Here is an 18,749-nt window from a genome sequence, read left to right as displayed (position 1 = left end):
TTATGTTCCGCCAATCGTTACGTTACCCGAAACGAACCGGTTCCGATTGATCCGAGGCGGCCGTCGGCGTCTACGATTCGTCCCTGGGCCGTTATCCCCTTGCGGGTGGAATGAACGATTTCCGCCGTGACGGTCGCAAGTCCGGCGCGGATCGGGGATACGAAATGCACGTTCATAACGGCGGTGACGATCTTCTCCTTCGGACGCGAAGCCATTGCCGCCAATCCCATCGCGTTGTCTAGCAGAGACGCATGGACGCCGCCGTGCAAAATGCCGATCAAGTTTAGATGGTGTGGCTGAACGTCAAGCGAAATGACAACCTGACGGCCGTCCCATTTGTCCAGCTTGCAGCCGAGATAGGTCCAAAACGTTCCTTGCGCGGCCCGTTCAAGCGCCTCCCACTCCTCATCCGACATCTTCTTCCCGGTATCTATGATGGATTACCTCCTTCATGCCAGTCATCCGGAAGCTCGGCGCGGACGATCACGTCACATATTTGCCGGCGGCAATATGGACGGCGGCAATGCTTCGCTTCAAGGCGATGAGATTCACTTGCTTGAACCGGGTCAATTTCTTGAGGACAGACAACTCCGTCTGCAGCTTATCTCCATCGCTCATAGCTGCCAGCGCGGTTCGCGCAGCCGACTCTATCCGCGCGAACGATTCGTGTACGAACGCTTGCGCCATCTTGGACTTCAAGCCGCCTTTTTCGGCTCCATCCCGTTCGCTTATTTTAACGGCACGCAGCAGGGCGGACTCCGCCGCATAAATCTCCATGATCATATTGGCGAGAGACTCCAGAATTTCTTGCTCCGCATCCAGCTCAGTCCCATATTTCGCGACAGCCATACCGCCCGCCATCAGAAACATTTTTTTGGCTGCGCCGATCATTTCCGTTTCCTGCGCCAGCGCCCCGTCTTCCGAAACGGCAGGGACGTAGGCAATCAGTTCCTGCTGAAGCCGTTCAGCCGCTTGGAACAGCGGCAGCTCGCCCTTCATCGCCTTTCTCAGCAGCGTGGCGGGAATCAGCAAACGGTTGATTTCGTTCGTCCCTTCGAAAATGCGATTGATGCGCGAGTCGCGGTAAATCCGTTCGATCATATATTCCTGGATATAGCCGTAGCCGCCATGAATCTGTACGCCCTCGTCAGCGGCATAGTCCAGGCATTCCGTCGCGAACACCTTATTGAGCGAGCATTCCATCGCGTATTCTTCTACCGCTTTGGCCACGAGCCGGCTGTAATCCGGCGCTTCCTTATCAAGCGGCTTCATCGCCGCTTCAATCAGCCCCGAAGTCCTATAGACCATACTTTCCGCCGCATAAGTCCGGATGGCAACATCGGCTACCTTTTTCTGAATAAGCGGGAATGCGATGAGCGGCTTGCCGAACTGATTGCGCTGCTTACCGTACTGGATGGCGAGCTCGAGCGCCCATTTGGCTGAACCCGCACAGCCTGCAGCCAGCTTGAACCGCCCGATGTTCAAAATATTAAAAGCAATGACGTGCCCCCGGCCGATTTCGCCGAGCACGTTTTCAACGGGAACCGGCACCTCGTCGAGCAGCAGCGGCCGTGTAGACGACCCCTTGATTCCCATCTTCTTCTCCTCCGGTCCGGTAGAAACGCCGGAGAACTCGCGTTCGACGATAAACGCGGTGAATTTCTCGCCGGCAACCTTTGCATATACGATGAACAATCCGGCAAATCCGGCGTTCGTAATGAACTGTTTGGCTCCGTTCAAGACATAGTGCGTCCCTTCCGGATTGAGCTTGGCGGTCGTCCGTGCGTTTAACGAATCGGAACCCGAGGTCGGCTCGGTCAAACAGTAGGCGGCAATCGTTTCACCCGAAACGAGTTTCGGTAAGTAGCGCTGCTTCTGCTGCTCATTGCCGAACAGGGCGATCGGCAAGCTCCCGATGCCGACATGAGCACCGAAGCTTAATGCGAACGCTCCTGCGCGCACAAGCTTCTCGGTAATAAGCGTCGAACTGATTTTATCAAGATCGGCTCCCCCGTATACTTCCGGTATATCGGCACCGAGCAAACCGAGCGTCCCCATTTGCCGGAGCAGCTTGACCGTCAGCTCGAAATCTTGCTTTTCCAGCTTCTCGTCATGCGGCAGCACCTCGCCCTCGACGAACTGTTCCGTCAGTTCAGCGATCATAAGCTGTTCCTCCGTAAAATCCTCCGGTGTAAACACGGACTCCGCTTCCGATGATCCAAGCAGGAAGCTTCCTCCGCGAATAAGCGGATTTACAGCCATAGGCGTTTCACCTCCGTCCAATAGTAATCGCAACCTTCATCGCTTCCTTGAAGGGAAGCTTTGGCCTTGACCTCTGGTCTAAGCAAATTCATAAACCGCCGCGGCACCCATCCCGCCGCCTATGCACATGCTGACGACGCCATAACGGCTGCTGCGTCTGCGCCCCTCGTGCAGCAGCGTTGCCGTCAGCTTGGCGCCGGTACATCCTAGAGGATGTCCGAGGGCGATCGCTCCCCCGTTTACATTGACGCAGCTTTCATCGATGCCGAGCTGCCGAATGACCGGCAAGCACTGCGCTGCGAAAGCCTCGTTAATCTCGAACAAATCGACGTCGGCAATCCCGATTCCCGCTTGTTTCAACGCTTTCGGTATGGCCGTAAGCGGACCGACGCCCATGACGTCGGGAGCCACGCCGGTGACGGCAAAAGACCGGAATATCGCAAGAGGCCTCAGACCGAGCTCATTCGCTTTCTCCCGAGACATCACGATGGCGGCGGCGGCGCCGTCGCTCATCTGCGATGCGTTTCCTGCCGTAACGGTGCCCTGCGGATGAAAGGAAGGCCTGAGCTTTGCCAGCACCTCAACACTGGTATCCGCGCGAACCCCTTCATCGGTATCGAACTTCACGCTGCGAACGCGCAGCTTGCCGTCATTACCGAGCGACCTTTCTTCAACCGAATACGGAACCGTTTCATCGCGGAATTTGCCGGAGGCGATGGCTGCCGCCGCTTTTCGGTGGCTGTTCTCGGCAAATCGGTCCTGGTCCGCTCTCGATACGCTGTATCGTTTGGCGACCTCTTCCGCAGTATGGCCCATCGCCATGTATAATTCGGGCCGGTATTCGACCAAGTACGGATTGGGCAGCGGCCGGGAGCCTGCCATCGGAATCATGCTCATGCTTTCCGCCCCGCCTGCCGCAATCGTATCCGCTGCGCCGCTTTGAATTTGCTGCGCCGCATAGGCGATCGCCTGAAGACCGGAAGCGCAGAAACGGTTAACGGTAAGTCCGGGAACGCTATCCGGCAAGCCTGCGCGCAGCGCCACGATACGTCCTATATTCAGTCCTTGCTCGCCTTCCGGCATGGCGCAGCCGATAATGACGTCGTCGATATCGGTGTCAGTCACTCCGCGCGTTCGAACAATCGCTTCCCGCACCACATGCCCGCCAAGATCGTCCGGACGAACGCAGCGAAGCATCCCTTTGCCCGCTCTGCCGACCGCTGTCCGAATCGCCGTTACGATTACGGCTTCTTTCATCGACGTTTCCTCCTCCCCGTGATGGCGCTTGGCGCCGCCTGCTAATTGCGCAGCGGCTTGCCTTTAAGCAGCATATGCTGCATACGTGCTTGGCTTTTCGGTTCGCCGCACAAGCTGAGGAACGCCTCCCGTTCAAGCTCCAGCAAATAATTTTCGCTCACAAGCGTCCCGGCAGGCACCTCGCCGCCGCACAAAATGTGAGCCAGTCTGCCGCCGATCACGGCGTCATGCTCGCTGATCAATCCGCCGCAGCGCATTTGGTATACGCCCAGATTAAGCGCCGCCAGTCCCGGTGCGCCCACGACTCGCGTTTGCCGCGGAGCAGGCGGCACATAGCCTTCCGCATCCAGTGCAAGCACCGTCCGTTTCGCGTCGAACAGCTGCCGTTCGCGATTGAATGAAATATTGTCGTGCGTCCGAAGATAGCCGATTCGCTTGGCGTCGGCTGCGCTTGTGGACACTTTTGCCATCCCGATTGTTTCGAATACGCGGTTAACGAAAGGCTGCAAATCGACTTTGCCGTCAAAATCAACAGCCGCCGCCGCTCGCACGAGCATTTCTTTCGTTCCGCCTCCCGCTGGTATCAAGCCGACCCCCGCTTCTACCAGTCCCATGTACGTTTCAGCTGATGCCTGTACGCGAGCAGCCGGAATCGACAGTTCGACGCCTCCTCCGAGCGTCATCCCGTAGGGGGCCGAAACAACCGGGCGGGCACTGTATTTGATTGCCATTCCCGCACGCTGAAAGCTTGCAATCATCCGATCGATTTCCGTCCAATTGTCGTCCTGAGCCTCCATCAGCAGCAGCATCAAATTCGCTCCGACGCAGAAATGCTTCCCTTCGCTTGCTATGACAAGTCCGCGGTAATTGCGCTCGGTCTCATCTACGGAATAAGTCACCATCTGCAAAATATCCGGCCCTACCGCATTATTCGGCGAATGGAGCTCCAAGCAGACCACATCGTCCCCAATATCGACGAGGGTAGCGCCGTAATTTTGACGAATGATTTTCTTATCTTGTTTTTTAAGCGCCGATAGCTTTATATGCTCTTGCGGCACCTTGCGGCTGCATCTTTCGCCATCCGAGCCGACAACTTCACCTTTTTCATAGAAGCTCGGTATGCCGTCGGCCAGTCGGCGTTCAATCCATAGCGGCAGAACCTCGCCTTCCGCTTTCATACGCAGTGCCGTCTTCACGAACCCAAGTTTATCCCAGAGTTCAAACGGCCCCCATTCCCAGTTAAAGCCCCAGCGAAGCGCGTCGTCAACGCTTGCCAGATCGTCGGCTATAACCGGCATGACGGCTGCGGCATACAAGAGGGTGCGCTTAAGAACGTCCCATACGAAAGCCGATCCCGGATCGAGTCCGCTAGTCATAGCCGTAAGCTTTTCGGCCGCTGTCTTCCCGTTTTTGGCTGCATCAAGACAAGCGAAGCGGGTTTTGTCTTTTGGCGTATAATTCATTGTAAGAAGATCCAGCTGCAAAATGGTTTTGCTGCCGTCCTCACCCGGAACCGCCTTATAAAAGCCCTGCCCCGTCTTCTCCCCCAACCGGCCGAGTCCGACCATTTCACGAAACCATTCCGGCAGGGCAAATATTTGCCGTTCCTCTTCATCGTCTGCGTGTTCGCGCATATTGTTCGCCACATGAGCGAACGTATCAAGCCCGACAATGTCAAGCGTGCGGAAGGTCGCGCTTTTTGGTCTTCCGAGCGCCGTGCCGGTTAAAGCATCGACTGCGGACAAGGATAATCCGTGTGCCGACATTTCTTCCAAAGTAACCATGATCCCGTAAGTTCCGATGCGATTGGCGATAAAATTCGGGCTATCCTTCGCGGTCACGATCCCCTTGCCGAGACGCCGCTCCGCGAATGAGGCCAGCCGTTCGATCGTCTCCTTAGAAGTGTGTGCCGAGGGGATCAGCTCCAGCAGCTTCATGTACCTGGGCGGATTAAAGAAATGCGCACCGAGAAAAAAAGGCTGAACCTTCTCCGGCATCGCCACCGCCAGCCGGTTGATCGACAAGCCGGACGTATTGCTGCTCACGATGGTGCCAGCTTGGAGATGCGGGGCAAGCTTCGCAAGCAGCTCCAGCTTGATGTCGAGACGTTCGCTCACCGCCTCGATCACCCAATCCGCATCAGCCGCCGCATGCAGATGTTCCTCGAAATTACCGGTGTCGATACGATCCAAATCCGAGTGGTCAAAGAGAGGAGACGGTTTCTGCTTTAACAGATTTTGCTTGCCCGCGTTCGCCAGTCTGCTGCGATCGACGGATGCTGCCGGCCTTTCCGAAGAATCGTCCGTAGGACGGTCCAACAGTACGACATCTACACCCGCTCCCGCTAGATTTGCGGCAATTGCCGCACCCATGACACCCGCTCCAAGGACGACAGCTCTGCGTATCGTCGGCCTCATGCCATCACACTCCTTCCTTTGGAATAGGCTTGCTGCGAATAACGCAGGTTTCATGTCGGCAACAAGGCTGATAAGTCCTGGTAGAATAACATTTTGATAAAGCAGATTTACAGAATCGTTTGTAAGTTCCGAGTAAGCGAGTGATTAGGCGAGTGTGTGATTGTGAAGTGAGTTGTTTTAGACGACGCAAAAGACTCCAATTTTTCCGATATTCCCGAAAAGGCGAGAATTAGAAGACGGTAAAGACCCTTAATGCAGAGGTTTGTCATCAAACAATCACATCACACTCGCCCTTGGCCTTACTCTTGCTCTTCTCCTTCGCCCTTCATGCCGGTCCTTTCGGCCTCTTGGCTATCGCGATTCGCTGCTAATTCCGCTTCTCTCCGCTCTCCGCCGTCCGAATCATCGGAAGAGGACCGCTTTCTCTCTTCATCGACGAGCAGACGCCGCAGTACCTTGCCGACGAACGTCTTCGGCAGCTCTTGCCGGAATTCGTACACGCGCGGGATTTTGTAGGCTGCCAGCCGGCTTCGGCAAAACGCATCCAGCTCCGATTCGCTGAGTTCGGCCCCTTTCTTGCTAACGATAAACGCTTTTACCGTTTCGCCCCGATACGGATCGGGAACGCCGATTACGGCAGCTTCCTGAACGCCAGGATGGCCGAACAGCACCTCCTCGACCTCGCGCGGGTACACCTTGAGGCCGCCGGCATTAATCATGTCTTTCTTGCGGTCGACGATATAGAAGTATCCTTCCTCATCCATGTAACCGAGATCGCTGGTATACAGCCAGCCATCCTTCAAGACGGCGGCGGTTTCCTCCGGATTGTTCCAATACCCCTGCATCACCTGCGGTCCTTTGACGATCAACTCCCCCACCTCGCCGGGCGGAAGCTCCTTGCCGGTCGCCGTTTCGACGATCTTGCACATCGTATCCGGCCAAGGAAGTCCGATGCTGCCGGTTTTGCGGTTCCCCCATATCGGGTTGGCATGCGTAACGGGCGATGCCTCCGTCAGTCCGAAGCCCTCCACAAGTCGGCCGCCGGACAACTCCTCGAATTTCGTTTGAACCGATTGAGGGAGCGGAGCCGACCCGCTAATGCAGCATTGTATGGATGACAACTTATAACGCCCGATGTTCGGATGATTGATGATGGCGATGTACATCGTAGGCGCACCCGGGAAAAGCGTCGGTTCTTGCGTATGAATCAGATCGAGCAGCGGATCGATCTCAAACCGCGGAAGCAGCACAAGCCTCGCGCCTGCAAGCACCCCCAGATTCATGCATACCGTCATTCCGTACACATGAAAGAGCGGTACCGCAGCCAAAAGACTTTCCTTCCCTTCCTTCATTCTGTGCATCCAGGCACGGCATTGCAGGGCGTTCGCGATCAGATTGAAATGGGTCAGCATCGCACCCTTGGACGTCCCCGTCGTCCCTCCGGTATACTGCAGGACCGCAACGTCGCGTACGGGATCGACCGCCGTTTCGACCGGCGTGCTCGGTGAGGCCGACAGCAACCCGGCAAAAAGCTGCACGCGATCGCGGGCCGGGTCCAATTTGGGCAAAGGAACGCCCTTCCGTTTCTGCACAAGCGGATACAGCATACTTTTCGGAAACGGCAAAAAGTCTTTAATACTGGTAACGACGACATGCTGGAGCGTAGTCACCTTGTCTCGGACCGCTCGCAGCCTCGGATAAACGAGATCCAGACATACGATCGCTTTGGCGCCGGAATCGTTCAAATGCCTTTCGAGCTCGCTTTCGACATAGAGCGGATTGGTTTGCACGATCACCGCACCGACGTACAGCGCCCCATAATAGCCGATCACGTATTGCGGGCAGTTCGGCAGCATAAGCGCCACCCGGTCGCCCTTGCCGACTCCAAGCGAGCGAAGCGCATTAGCGAATCGATACGCATCCTCGCGAAGCTTCCGGTACGTCATCTTTTTGCCGATAAAATAGATCGCAACATGGGAGGGGTATTTTTCGGCCGCTTCGTTCAAAAGCGCGGTTAGCGGTTTGGTCGGGTAATCAAGCTGCGGCTGGACTTCATGTTCGTAGAACGAATACCACGGTTCGTTACGCATGAAACGATCCACCTCCTGGCTGGCTTCCTTCCCACGCTTCGCTTCGTTAGCCTCCTGCCTGCAAACCTTTGATCTGCCGCGTCAGCAGAGGCACGACCTCGAACAAATCGCCGACAATGCCGTAATCCGCCGCTTGGAAGATAGGCGCTTCCGGGTCCTTGTTGATCGCCACGATGATTTTCGAGCCCGACATGCCCGCCAAATGCTGAATGGCCCCGGAAATGCCGCAAGCGATATACAGATCCGGCGTTACGACTTTGCCGGTTTGGCCGATTTGCAGCGCATAGTCGCAGTACCCGGCGTCACACGCTCCGCGGGAGGCTCCGACCGCACCGCCAAGCACATCGGCTAACTCGCGCAGCGGCGCAAATCCGTTCTCGCTCCGGACGCCGCGTCCACCGGATACGATCACCCTTGCTTCGCTTAAATCCACTCCGCCTGAAGATTTATGCACGAAACCGGTAACGATCGTACGCAAATCGGCCAGCTTGACCGGAATCCGCTCGCAAACGGCTGTTCGGGAGTAATCCGGCTCCAGAGCGGCGATATTGTTCGGCCGAATCGTCGCGAACATGATCCCGCTTTCGAACGTTCTGCGTTCGAAGGCTTTGCCCGCATAGATCGGTCTCGTAAAGACGGCCGCTCCATCCGTATCCGATACCGCTATGCAATCGCTGATCATGCCGCAGCCCAGTCTCGCAGCTGCCCGCGGCAGCACGTCCTTGCCTCGCGCGGAATGGGGCGCCAGCACCGCGTCCGGCGATAAGGCGGCTATTAATTGCAGCAGCGTTTGCGTATAGCCTTCCGGCGTGAATGCGGCTAGCTGCGCATCCACCGCTTCATATACGCGGTCCGCGCCATAGGCGGCGAGCAAATCGGCGGCTCCATCCGGAAACGGTCCGATCAGCGCGGCACCGACGCTCCCGTCCGAGCCCGCTATCGTTCTGGCTGCATGCAGCGCCTCGAGCGAAACGCGCCGGACCGCACCGTCCTTCGTTTCCGCCCAAACGAGTACGTTTCTTCCCACAGCTTCACCTCCCAGGTGTTTGGCCCGTGAACCGGTTCGTTAGCGTGTAACGTTGCCCCCTTTATAGCATCTTCGCCTCCTCATGCAGCAATCGAACGAGTTCGGCCGCTTGTTCATGTAACTCCCCTGTCATAAGGCGGCCCGGCTGCTTCGGCGGCGGCAAGAAGCGCTCGACCGTAATCGTTTTCGGCATAAACCGCGCGGAATCGAGTCCGATTTGCTCGGCCGTCGCCGTCTCGATCGGCTTCTTCTTGGCTTTCATGATTCCGGGCAGCGTCGGGTAGCGCGGCTCGTTCAAGCCTTGCTGCGCCGTAGCAAGGAGCGGCAGCTTGACCGTAACCGTCTCCTCGTCCCCTTCCACATCACGGCGAGCCTTCACCTCGGAACCTGAGACGACAAGCTCCGTTACCGCGGCGATATGCGGAATGCCGAGAAGCTCCGCAATTCGGGGACCTCCTTGCGATGCTCCGTTGTCCACCGACATGTGCCCGGCGAGCACCAGATCGAACGGTTTGCCGGCATCTGCGCGAGTGCGTATGGCCGCAGCCAACGTTTCCGCTATCGCATACTCATCGCCAAACAATCGTTCGTCATGAATGAGCAGCGCTTCGTCGGCGCCTACCGCGAACGCCGAGCGAATCGCCGCCTCCGCGCGCTGCGGACCGACGGTAATAACGGTAACCGTTCCGCCTATCTTTTCCTTCAACCGAATCGCCTCTTCCAGCGCAAAATCGTCATAAGGGTTGACGACGCGCTTGCCGTCTTCCGGCTCGACGGTTCCGGCTCGACTGACGACGCGTTCCTCCGTATCCAACGTTTGTTTGAGGCATACGACGATATTCATGGTTCGCCCCTCCCCTACCGCTCAGCGACAACCCGTCCTTGAACAGGGGTTGATTAACGGTTATTTCATTGTATGGGCCGCAGGTTGTCCAACATTCGTCTTTTACGTTCAAAAAAAAACCGCCGATCTCATAGGATCAGCGGTTCAGCGGTTTAGACGAGCGGAGAAAAGCCGGCTAACCTGACTTGCTCGGCGATAACCGCATAGCCGTTTGCATTCGGATGTATGTGATCGACATACAGCAGTTCCTCCTCGCGTCCTTCGAACGCTTCGAACACCGAGACGACGCGTATATTTCGGTCTTCATATCTCATCAACTGCCTGTTGAATTGCTGTACCCAAAAAGCTGCAACCGGCACCATCGGTATCGGGTTGTAAAGATTGACCAGCCTGATCATATACGGCGCTTTGGCCGAACGCTTCAGCTGCTTCAATTCGGCGACCAGACGCTTATACTCCGAGGCATAATGCCTTAAAGCCGATTTCAGCTCGTCGGAACGCCCCTCGTAGAAGAACGTTTTCGCCGCGCTCAGCAGATCGTTGCCGCCTGCCGTTACCGTGATCAAGTGAGCCTTGACGATGTACTCGCGTACGCTGCGGTCCGTTTCGACCGTATGAATAATTTCGTCCGTCTTCGCCCCGACCACACCTACATTGATAACCTCGACCTTCCGCCCCAGCCGCTCCTCAGCCATCATAGCGAAGCGCGGAACGAAGCCCTGTCCGGCCGATGCGCCGTATCCGACCGTCAGCGAGTCTCCGATGGCGATATAATGCAGCGCTTTCTTCATCGTATCAGCTCCCGTCACACGAATTACTTCATCGTATTCACGCGGACGGCGATTGGGTATTCGCCTAGACCGTTTTTTTTCGAAAAATGAAAAATTTATGCCTTTCCCGTTTCCTTACTCAAGGGCTGTTCGCTTCCCCTTCCTATGCCGTCATTTAATGATTGCTTTTCCGCAAGCCGCGTTATATGATGATTTTTTGATGTCGAAACCGCACATAGCTATTTAACTATCGAAGGAGCCGTCCTACCATGTGGAATACCGCGAAGGCGATGCTTGATTTTTCTCCGGGCGTTCGCCGGTTTATTGCGACAGAAGCGCTGCTCGGCCTCGGCGTCGGCATCTTTCAGCTCGTTCTGAACCTGCATTTGCTTGAAATGAAGCTGGACGAGAAACAAATCGGAGAAATTACGTCGGTCGGCGCTTTGCTGATGGGACTCCTGTCCATCCCGGCAGGCATGATGGCGGGTTGGGCCGGGCGCAAAAACATGTTTGTGCTCGGCATGTTCCTGATGGGCGTAGGCTATGCCGGCTTCGGTCTCGGGGAGACGATCCCGTTCTTCTATGCATCCCAGCTTGTTCTAACGCTCGGACTCACGTTGCTCGTAACCTCGGAAATTCAATTGCTCTATCAGTACAGCCGGTCGCAAAGGGAAGAAACGCGCGCGTTCAGCATGCTGTTTGCCGTATTCACGCTATTTGTCGGAGTAGGCACCCTGCTCGGGGGCTACTTGCCCAAATGGCTCGGCGGAAGTACGACCGTCTATCAGTGGACCTTGTTCGTCGCAGCGATCATGCATGTGCTTGGCGCACTATCCCGCGGTCTGCTGCTGCCCTCCGAACCGAAGCCGGAAACTGCACCGCAAGCGGCTGCGGCAATCGGTACGGCAGCCGACACCGCCGTTCGCGCGAGAAAAAGCAAACTGCCGAGCCGCTCCGTCTGGGTGCTCTCCGTTTTCACTTTACTGACCGGCATGGCGTTCGGCTTCACCGGACCGTATTTGAACGTAATCGTGAAATTTCGTCTCGATTGGCAGGATACGACCGTGTCTTTGCTTTTGATGGCGGCTGGATTTTTTACGTTTGCGGGCTCGCTCATCATGCCGGCGCTATTGGAAAGGGCCGGGGTGAGCAAAGCTTTTGCACTCGCCTATGCGGCCAACATCGTTCTGACGCTGTTGCTTTGCATGGTATTTCCCGTGTATATTTTTTGCTTCGTACTGCTCGTCAGAGGAGGCGGCTTTACTCTGCTGACCAACATGACGGAAAGCCAGGCCATGTCCTGCATCGACGAACGCGAACGTAACATCTTTGCCGGCATGCGCACCGTTTGCCGCAGCGTCGGCACCTCCGTCGCTTCCTACTCGGCCGGCGTTATACTGGCGGCCAAAAATTATACGACGCCTTTTCTGCTGACCGCCATCGTCATCGCCGCCGGATACCTATATTTTTTAGTTTGGGTGAGGCCGCTTTTTCAAGCGCATGCAAAGCAAACGGAAACAACCCGCTGACACCGTAACGGTGCAGCGGGTTGTTTGTAGTTCGGTTTATTTTCCGGCCGACTCGGCCTCCGCAGTGAAATCATACTGCCAAAGGATGCGTTCGCCGATCTTGAGCACGGCTCGAAGCTCATTTTTACCCGGCTTTAGGGTAAGAGCCCCTTTCAGCTCGAACATTTTGAAATCCCTGATGAACGGAACCGCTACCGTCTCCTTCGCCTGTACGCCGGCATCGCCCTCCTTCGAGCGATCGTAGAGGACAAGTACAGGCCGATCCCGCTTTTCGCTGTTCGACTGCTGCAAATTGTCCGTTAAATAAACGGACAGTTCCAGCTTATCCCCGGCAATGACCGGTTTGGGCACCGGCTTTTCGATATTGTATGCGTGCAGGAGGAAAGCAACGTAGGACTCGTTATCCGCAAAGGAAGCGCCGAATAGCATGCGAATATCCGGTACCGCCAAGTAAAGCACGCCATCCTTCGAGCGTTCGGCCGGTTTCGTCAGCTTCACTTTACGGCTGTCGACGCCTTGCCATACGACGGTTGCCTCGTCGGAGCCGGGAACTACGCGAAACCCGTATCCCGTCTTGCTTTCGAACGTGACACCCTCTTTGCTTTTATCCGCACCGCTTACCGTATAGCGAAACCCTTCGGAAACGAAAGGGATGGAAACGAACCAGTCGTCGCCCTTCTTGTAGCCGACTTGACGATTCTCCGAGGTTAGCTTGTCGCCGTCCGTTTGAGCGCTGGAGAAGTAAAGCGTGAAAAACTTCGCTTCAACCGCCTTATCGAAATCCGGCAGTAACGGTTTGCCTTGCCCCGGATACAGTTGAAACCACGCCTTGCCGACATAAGAATCGATTTGGTACCAGCGCGTTCCGTTCGGATCGTCCCAGAAGGCCGTCGGTTTTACCTTTTGCGGCGAGAGCGAAGCGAATTTATACCAAATATTCGATGTCGGATAACTCATGAGCTCCGTCTTGTAATCCAGTTGAATCTCGACGTCGGACGATTGGGCGCCAACCGGATCCGCAAACAAACGATTGATCCAGCCTTCCCCTTTCGACGTGCGTACATGATACCACGGAAACTGGTTGTCCGGGTTATACGTATACGGATTCTGATCCATGATCTGGAATGCCTCTACCTTCTGAGGGTCGAGCTGCGCGATTTCCTCCCCGTAAGGATAAGGCTGTTTGAACAACGTTGTCCGCGTTGCGACGTCGACCGTTTCCTTCGCATTCTTGACCGGCATACCTGGATTTGCCATCCATTTCGGACCGTTCACGGTCTCTATTCTGTACCAGGACCCTCCGGACATCGGAATGAATTCGGCGGTTATGTGCACCGTCTTGTCGATCACGTTTTCCGAGGTGTAATTCGTTTGATCGGCAGGGTGGATGTAAGGTGCATGGTAAGACATGTCATTCAAGTAATACGCTTGCTGGTCCAGCTCGCGAATCATCCCGATCCGGCTTAGGGGGAGACGAATCCACTGCTCGCCCAGCCACGTCGTTTGAATTTTGAACCATTTCCAATCGTTCGCGCCATAGTCGCTCTCCACGAACCATTGCTTCTGCGCCCCGGCTACCGTGACGTCCTGCGGGGATAATGCGCCGGTCGGGGTAAGCTTCTCATCGGGCTTGGCATACATCGGCGTTTCATCCATAAGCGTTATCGTTCGGGGAGGCGCCGCTTCCATATCAGACGATTGGACAAGAATCCATTTTTCTCCGAGCCACGTTTCGACTTTCCACCAGTTGTTCGAGCCGTACCATGGCATGCTTGCTTTGACGATGCTGACGTCCTGCGGTGCGAGTACGCCTTTCGGCTCCCCGGACGACTCGGTATAGCTGTCATAGAACGGCGTGTTCTTTAACAGCGTAATAACCGCCGGCACGCGGCCCGTATCCGGAGTTTCGGAAGGAAACATCTCGTTCGCATGCGCCGTTACCGATATTGCCCACAAAGCCTGAAGCCCCAGCACCGAGCCGATCAGCTTCTTTTTCCAACCCATTTCGATCTCTCCCGTCTAGTGGCGTGCCACTTCTTTCTCTGACTGCTTTTCACTCCAACTGTTAGACTCGCCATTCGCATGAAAAGTTTCTGTCGGCGTTTACTTTTTTTGTTAGGCTTGTCCTTTCGTTAACAAAAGACGAACCCCTAATCAACATTAGGTGTTCATTTGTCTCGCGCTGCCGTCCGTTCAATCAAGCTCAAGCCCAAGCCTGCGCTCCTTCGCCAGTCCCGCGTACCGGCTCCCCATCGCAATATCGAACACGGACAAGCCCATCGGACAGAACAGCACGGTTTCGCCGGCCGGCCATTCCGCCATTGCATTTCGGCATACGATGTCCGAGACGGATCGCGTCTGTTCCTTCATCAAGCCGTATTCTCTATGAAGCAGCTCGATATCCGTTCGCTCACGGCATACTTCCTCCCAGTCGTCTACGATAATCGCACGTACCGTACTCAGCGCTTCCGGTACGTAATCGCGCAACGAAACATGCAGCAGTAAGGAGCCCGGCTTCGGCAAGCGAGTTATATAACGCTTATCGGAGACGGTGCATGTGATGACGACGTCCGCCTTCACGACTGCTTCCTGCCAAGTGTCCGTGACGCGAACCCGTTTCAGGTAAGGAGAATCGATCGGGCGATTGTGAAGCCGTTTCGGGTCATGCAAAAATATCGTTTTCAGCCTATCGCCGAAACATGCCGTCATCATTTGAAAATGCGCTTGACCGATCGGACCCCAGCCGAGGATTGCCACCGAAAATGGTTTGTCGAACCGCTGCTTCGAAGCCGTCTCCATGACAAGTCCGCTCACCGCCGCCGTACGTAGAACGCTCAAACGGGGCGTATTGATAATCGAGGTCGGCACCCCCGTATCCGCATCGTTTAGAATCACTACGCTGTGCGCGCGCGGCAGCTGGCGCCCCAAGTTGTCCGGGAAGCTGGCGATCCATTTGATGCCCGCCGTTTCGAACGAACCGCCCACGAAAGCCGGCATGGCGATGATTCTGTTTTTGGGATTGCGGTATCGCAGGTATGGCTTGATCGGCTGGGCAAAATCGCCATCGTCCATACAATGTACGGTTTGACGGATGACGTCGATCAAGCGTGGCCAATCCGTTTCGATTGCGGCTATATCGGCATCGTTCAAGTACAGCAAGCAGCTTCCCCTCCGATATGTCTAGTAGATTTGCATAATGGACGTTCTGGCACCTGCTGCGTAGATACTAGCGCTTATAGTGTGACGTCTCCAAATTGACTTTTCACCCAATCGTCCGAGTAAATCGTGTCCAAATACCTCTCCCCGCGATCGGGTAAAAGAAGCACTACGTTCGATCCGGGGTCGATATGGTCAGCCATTCGATCCAGCGCCGTCACTACGGCTCCTGACGAACCGCCGGCAAGGATGGATTCGTTTCGCACGAGCGTGCGGCAGCCCCTAACGCAATCCAAGTCGCTGACATGGACGACATGATCAACAAGCTCTCTTCTCAGCTGCTTCGGAACGAAGCCGGCGCCCAAGCCGGGAATCATTCGCTTCGCCTGCGGCCCGCCGAAAATGGCGCTCCCCGCCGCATCAACGCCGACAACCTGCGTCCACATGCCGTGATCGCGCACGTACTCGGCGCAGCCGCGAATCGTTCCGCACGTGCTTACCGCGCAAAACAAATAATCGACCGGCATAAGCTCTGCGGCTATTTCCCGCATCGTCGTATGATAATGGCTCGAAGCGTTGTGCGTATTTTCATATTGGTTGGGCCAATAGCTTCCTTCGATTTCCTGAAGCAGCTTCTTCACCCGATTAATGCGCGCCGGCAAAAACTCCCCGGTTTCCGGATCCGGTGCTCCCACATATTCGATTTTGGCGCCATAGGCCTCCATGATCTTCCTGTTCTGATTGGTTGTCTTCGGATCGATGACGCAAATAAGCGGCAGGTTGATATAGGCGCATATTTTGGCCAAGCTGATCGCCATATTACCCGAACTGGATTCCACAATTACCGTACCCGGTTTGATTTGACCGCTCTCGACGCCGTATCGGATCATTCTCAGGGCAGGACGGTCCTTCGAGCTCCCGCCCGGATTCAACAGTTCCAGCTTGCCGTATACCGTAAACGGGTATTTATCGCCAAGCTTCACCAGCTTCACAAGCGGCGTATTCCCGATCGCAGATAGGATGCCTTCCTTCAACGACATGATCTTCTTTCCGCCCTTCTATGCAACCCTAGCTTCGGTTTGCCGTTCATATGCCATTTGAACGGCACGCTTGCTTATGAACCCGGTTCTTCGATGCGCAGCTTCTTCTCTTTAATACCCTTTCTGGCTCCCGGCTCCCCGTACGGCTGAGTTTCTACCTCGATGTCTTCGAGCAGCCGATTGCGGATCATAAGGCCGATCTCCGGAATTTGTTCCCGAAGCCCGGCTTTGATCGCGATTATCGCCTCTTCCGTTATATGTGCGCTGCTGACCGTCACGCAAAGCTTATTGCCGGCAATGGCAACGCGCGCGATCGCATCGGGAAGCAGCGAGCCGACAACCTCTTCGATATCGTGAATGCTCATTTTCTCCCCATGCTTGAACTCGGGTCCGACCCGCTTAACGATGGATTCGAAGCTCGCCGGTACGGAACCGTCCTCCGCAGCCGGCCTGAAGCCGCGAACGACGTCGTAGGTGACGAACCGCAGTGCGGGAAAATAACGCCGGTTCATAGAGGTCAGGACGAGAATAGCCTCATCCTCGCGAAGCGGGTCGATCGTAAGTCCGAGGTCCTGAGGCTGTGCCGTTTCGGCAATAATCGTGTCTTCCAAGAAATAACGTCCGTTGGCATGCGAGTAATACGCCATGGTCCCGAGCTCGATGGAGCCGTACGTATCCGTCACGTCGACAGGTGAAAGACCGAATGCAGCGGCCATGTTCGCAATCCACCGCGAACTCGCCACCTCGCCGACCAGGATGATTTTGCGCAGCCCGAATGCCCGCGGCTCCCTCGCCCCCTGTACGATGCGCTCCAAAATGGATGGCATCGTATACAGCAGCTCGGGCCGATACGACTCCAATAAGGCAATATGCGTTTCCAGCGGCTCCTCGAACGGAACGATCCGGTAATCGATACCCATTGCCGCGAAAATAGCTCCGGCGGTGCTGGCCGCATGCCCCGTCCCCATATCGGAGACCGCCTTCGTTATCTGTGTACCGTTCAGGATGTCGGCAAACAGTTTTTGTTTAAGGGCAACGTAATAATCGTCGTCTTCCAGCGAGTATAAGATCGTCTTTCGCCCTTTGGCGCTCGTTCCCGAAGTCCGATAGACCGATATGGCCGGATCGTCCGGCGGGGGCTGGCGGTAATACCGCGCTTCCAATAGGGGCGCGGTCATGAAGGGAAGATCTTCAAGCGATCGGATCGTACGGTCTTTTGTCAAATCCCGATACCACGGGTAAAGCCGTTCGATCTCCCGCCATTTTTGTTCCCACTTGTGCGCTGCTTCCATGATCCGTTCCCTCCGGCTCTCGTGCGGTGACAAGCTTCGTCATGTTCCGCCATCTTACAACCTCTTAGAACTTATGCGTCCTGCAATCGAATAGAACCGCATCAAATGCCCGATTGTCTGCCGCCGCTAACGAAACGGGCTTCCGCCTTCCGTTTCTTAGCCGCTCCAAACTCCGCTCACTATTAGGCGGTTACGCATACAACATGAGGCATGTCAACATATGATAAGCAGAAGCAATCCTCTTTACAGGAAACGGAGGAGACAACCGGTGTCATTCGATTACAGGCGAAACGATCCGAACAAGTGGCGGAAAACCGTCGTGATGCTGCGTCATCCCGTTCTTCGGGACCTCATTCCGGAGACGAAGAAACTGACTCGCCAATCGCTTGTCAGCATGTTAGACAAATATACGTCGGTCTATATAAAACCCGAGGTGGGTACGGGCGGACAAGGGGTCATACGCATTGAAAAACGCGGGAAACGCGATTACCGATGTCATGCGGGGCTGAAAAAGCGTTCCTTCACCTCCCTTGACTCTCTGCTCGCCTTCCTGCGGCCGATCACGGCAGGCAAGCCTTATTTGGCGCAACGAGGGATCGAATTACTCAAGCACGATAAGCGTCCTCTCGACATCCGCGTCATGATTCAACAGAATCCGCGCGGCCGCTGGGAAGCGACCGGGCTCATTTGCCGTGTCGCCGAACCCGGCAAAATCGTAACCAATCGTTCCAACGGCGGCACGGTAATGACGGTACAAAGCGCTCTTCGCAAACATGCCGAAGGGAAGAAGCTCAACAAGGTCATTGTCCGCATGAAGCAGGTCGGCTTGCTTACCGTTAAGCAGCTTGCTACGAGGTATCCGAACATCAAGGAAAGCGGTCTCGACATCGGCTTGGATGCCAATCTGAAGCCATGGATCTTCGAGGTCAACATGAGTCCGATATCCAAAATGTTCCGCGAGCTGAAGGACAAACGAATCGTGCGCAAAATCATGCGATATTCGTCCGCATACGGCCGTAAGCTCACTTTCAACATTTATCCGGAAAATGACTAGGAACGTACAGA

At 55.6% G+C, this 18,749-nt stretch carries 14 protein-coding genes; 2 read left to right on the top strand and 12 right to left on the bottom strand.

Going from position 1 to position 18,749, the window contains the following annotated elements:
* Nucleotides 1-17 precede the first annotated feature (17 nt).
* The 8 genes from ACKGJP_RS18010 to ACKGJP_RS17975 all read right to left on the bottom strand — a co-directional run bounded on the left by ACKGJP_RS18010 (nt 18) and on the right by ACKGJP_RS17975 (nt 10,688).
* Nucleotides 18-416 carry a PaaI family thioesterase gene (locus ACKGJP_RS18010; RefSeq protein ID WP_409346998.1) on the bottom strand — a complete coding sequence of 133 codons (399 nt, stop codon included), beginning with the start codon at nt 414-416 and terminating at the stop codon, nt 18-20.
* A gap of 67 nt (nt 417-483) precedes the next feature.
* Nucleotides 484-2,262 carry an acyl-CoA dehydrogenase family protein gene (locus ACKGJP_RS18005; protein ID WP_409346997.1) on the bottom strand — a complete coding sequence of 593 codons (1,779 nt, stop codon included), beginning with the start codon at nt 2,260-2,262 and terminating at the stop codon, nt 484-486.
* A gap of 78 nt (nt 2,263-2,340) precedes the next feature.
* A complete protein-coding gene (locus ACKGJP_RS18000; protein ID WP_409346996.1) occupies nt 2,341-3,519 on the bottom strand; it encodes an acetyl-CoA C-acyltransferase in 1,179 nt (392 codons plus the stop codon).
* A gap of 41 nt (nt 3,520-3,560) precedes the next feature.
* Nucleotides 3,561-5,936: a 3-hydroxyacyl-CoA dehydrogenase/enoyl-CoA hydratase family protein gene (locus ACKGJP_RS17995; RefSeq protein ID WP_409346995.1), complete on the bottom strand. Its 2,376-nt coding sequence runs from the start codon at nt 5,934-5,936 to the stop codon at nt 3,561-3,563.
* 299 nt (nt 5,937-6,235) lie between these two features.
* On the bottom strand, nt 6,236-8,026 hold the full coding sequence (locus ACKGJP_RS17990; RefSeq protein ID WP_409346994.1) for an AMP-binding protein: 1,791 nt from the start codon (nt 8,024-8,026) through the stop codon (nt 6,236-6,238).
* 46 nt (nt 8,027-8,072) lie between these two features.
* Nucleotides 8,073-9,053, bottom strand: a complete 981-nt coding sequence (locus tag ACKGJP_RS17985) for an electron transfer flavoprotein subunit alpha/FixB family protein (RefSeq protein WP_409346993.1) — start codon at nt 9,051-9,053, stop codon at nt 8,073-8,075.
* A 61-nt stretch (nt 9,054-9,114) separates the two neighbouring features.
* Nucleotides 9,115-9,897, bottom strand: coding sequence for an electron transfer flavoprotein subunit beta/FixA family protein (locus ACKGJP_RS17980; protein ID WP_409346992.1), 783 nt, complete (start codon nt 9,895-9,897; stop codon nt 9,115-9,117).
* Between the two features lie 152 nt (nt 9,898-10,049).
* Nucleotides 10,050-10,688, bottom strand: coding sequence for a GDSL-type esterase/lipase family protein (locus ACKGJP_RS17975; protein WP_409346991.1), 639 nt, complete (start codon nt 10,686-10,688; stop codon nt 10,050-10,052).
* A 248-nt stretch (nt 10,689-10,936) separates the two neighbouring features.
* Between ACKGJP_RS17975 and ACKGJP_RS17970 the strand changes: the two genes are divergently transcribed.
* Nucleotides 10,937-12,196, top strand: coding sequence for an MFS transporter (locus tag ACKGJP_RS17970; protein WP_409346990.1), 1,260 nt, complete (start codon nt 10,937-10,939; stop codon nt 12,194-12,196).
* A 36-nt stretch (nt 12,197-12,232) separates the two neighbouring features.
* Here ACKGJP_RS17970 and ACKGJP_RS17965 read toward each other — a convergent pair whose 3' ends face one another.
* From ACKGJP_RS17965 to ACKGJP_RS17950, 4 genes are all read right to left on the bottom strand, one after another.
* Nucleotides 12,233-14,200: a hypothetical protein gene (locus tag ACKGJP_RS17965; protein WP_409346989.1), complete on the bottom strand. Its 1,968-nt coding sequence runs from the start codon at nt 14,198-14,200 to the stop codon at nt 12,233-12,235.
* A 189-nt stretch (nt 14,201-14,389) separates the two neighbouring features.
* On the bottom strand, nt 14,390-15,355 hold the full coding sequence (locus ACKGJP_RS17960; RefSeq protein ID WP_409346988.1) for a 2,3-diaminopropionate biosynthesis protein SbnB: 966 nt from the start codon (nt 15,353-15,355) through the stop codon (nt 14,390-14,392).
* Between the two features lie 74 nt (nt 15,356-15,429).
* Nucleotides 15,430-16,392, bottom strand: a complete 963-nt coding sequence (gene sbnA / locus ACKGJP_RS17955; protein ID WP_409346987.1) for a 2,3-diaminopropionate biosynthesis protein SbnA — start codon at nt 16,390-16,392, stop codon at nt 15,430-15,432.
* 74 nt (nt 16,393-16,466) lie between these two features.
* Complete coding sequence (locus ACKGJP_RS17950) at nt 16,467-17,684, bottom strand: AMP-binding protein (protein ID WP_409346986.1); 1,218 nt, start codon at nt 17,682-17,684, stop codon at nt 16,467-16,469.
* Nucleotides 17,685-17,952: 268 nt separating this feature from the next.
* Between ACKGJP_RS17950 and ACKGJP_RS17945 the strand changes: the two genes are divergently transcribed.
* Nucleotides 17,953-18,738 (top strand): YheC/YheD family protein, encoded by a 786-nt coding sequence (locus ACKGJP_RS17945; RefSeq protein ID WP_409346985.1) that lies wholly within the window; start codon nt 17,953-17,955, stop codon nt 18,736-18,738.
* Nucleotides 18,739-18,749: the final 11 nt, after the last annotated feature.

This window comes from Paenibacillus litoralis (assembly GCF_046244365.1).
GTDB lineage: Bacteria > Bacillota > Bacilli > Paenibacillales > NBRC-103111 > Paenibacillus_V.
Note: the sequence above shows the minus strand (reverse complement) of the source record. Positions and strands in the feature narration are given on the sequence as shown.

Bases quoted from the DNA above. Each gene is read 5' to 3' on its own strand.
- ACKGJP_RS17995 (WP_409346995.1), bottom strand. From the start codon at position 5,936: ATGAGGCCGACGATACGCAGAGCTGTCGTCCTTGGAGCGGGTGTCATG.
- ACKGJP_RS17990 (WP_409346994.1), bottom strand. From the start codon at position 8,026: ATGCGTAACGAACCGTGGTATTCGTTCTACGAACATGAAGTCCAGCCG.
- ACKGJP_RS18010 (WP_409346998.1), bottom strand. From the start codon at position 416: ATGTCGGATGAGGAGTGGGAGGCGCTTGAACGGGCCGCGCAAGGAACG.
- ACKGJP_RS17965 (WP_409346989.1), bottom strand. From the start codon at position 14,200: ATGGGTTGGAAAAAGAAGCTGATCGGCTCGGTGCTGGGGCTTCAGGCT.
- ACKGJP_RS18000 (WP_409346996.1), bottom strand. From the start codon at position 3,519: ATGAAAGAAGCCGTAATCGTAACGGCGATTCGGACAGCGGTCGGCAGA.
- ACKGJP_RS17950 (WP_409346986.1), bottom strand. From the start codon at position 17,684: ATGGAAGCAGCGCACAAGTGGGAACAAAAATGGCGGGAGATCGAACGG.
- ACKGJP_RS17975 (WP_409346991.1), bottom strand. From the start codon at position 10,688: ATGAAGAAAGCGCTGCATTATATCGCCATCGGAGACTCGCTGACGGTC.
- ACKGJP_RS18005 (WP_409346997.1), bottom strand. From the start codon at position 2,262: ATGGCTGTAAATCCGCTTATTCGCGGAGGAAGCTTCCTGCTTGGATCA.
- ACKGJP_RS17980 (WP_409346992.1), bottom strand. From the start codon at position 9,897: ATGAATATCGTCGTATGCCTCAAACAAACGTTGGATACGGAGGAACGC.
- ACKGJP_RS17970 (WP_409346990.1), top strand. From the start codon at position 10,937: ATGTGGAATACCGCGAAGGCGATGCTTGATTTTTCTCCGGGCGTTCGC.
- sbnA (WP_409346987.1), bottom strand. From the start codon at position 16,392: ATGTCGTTGAAGGAAGGCATCCTATCTGCGATCGGGAATACGCCGCTT.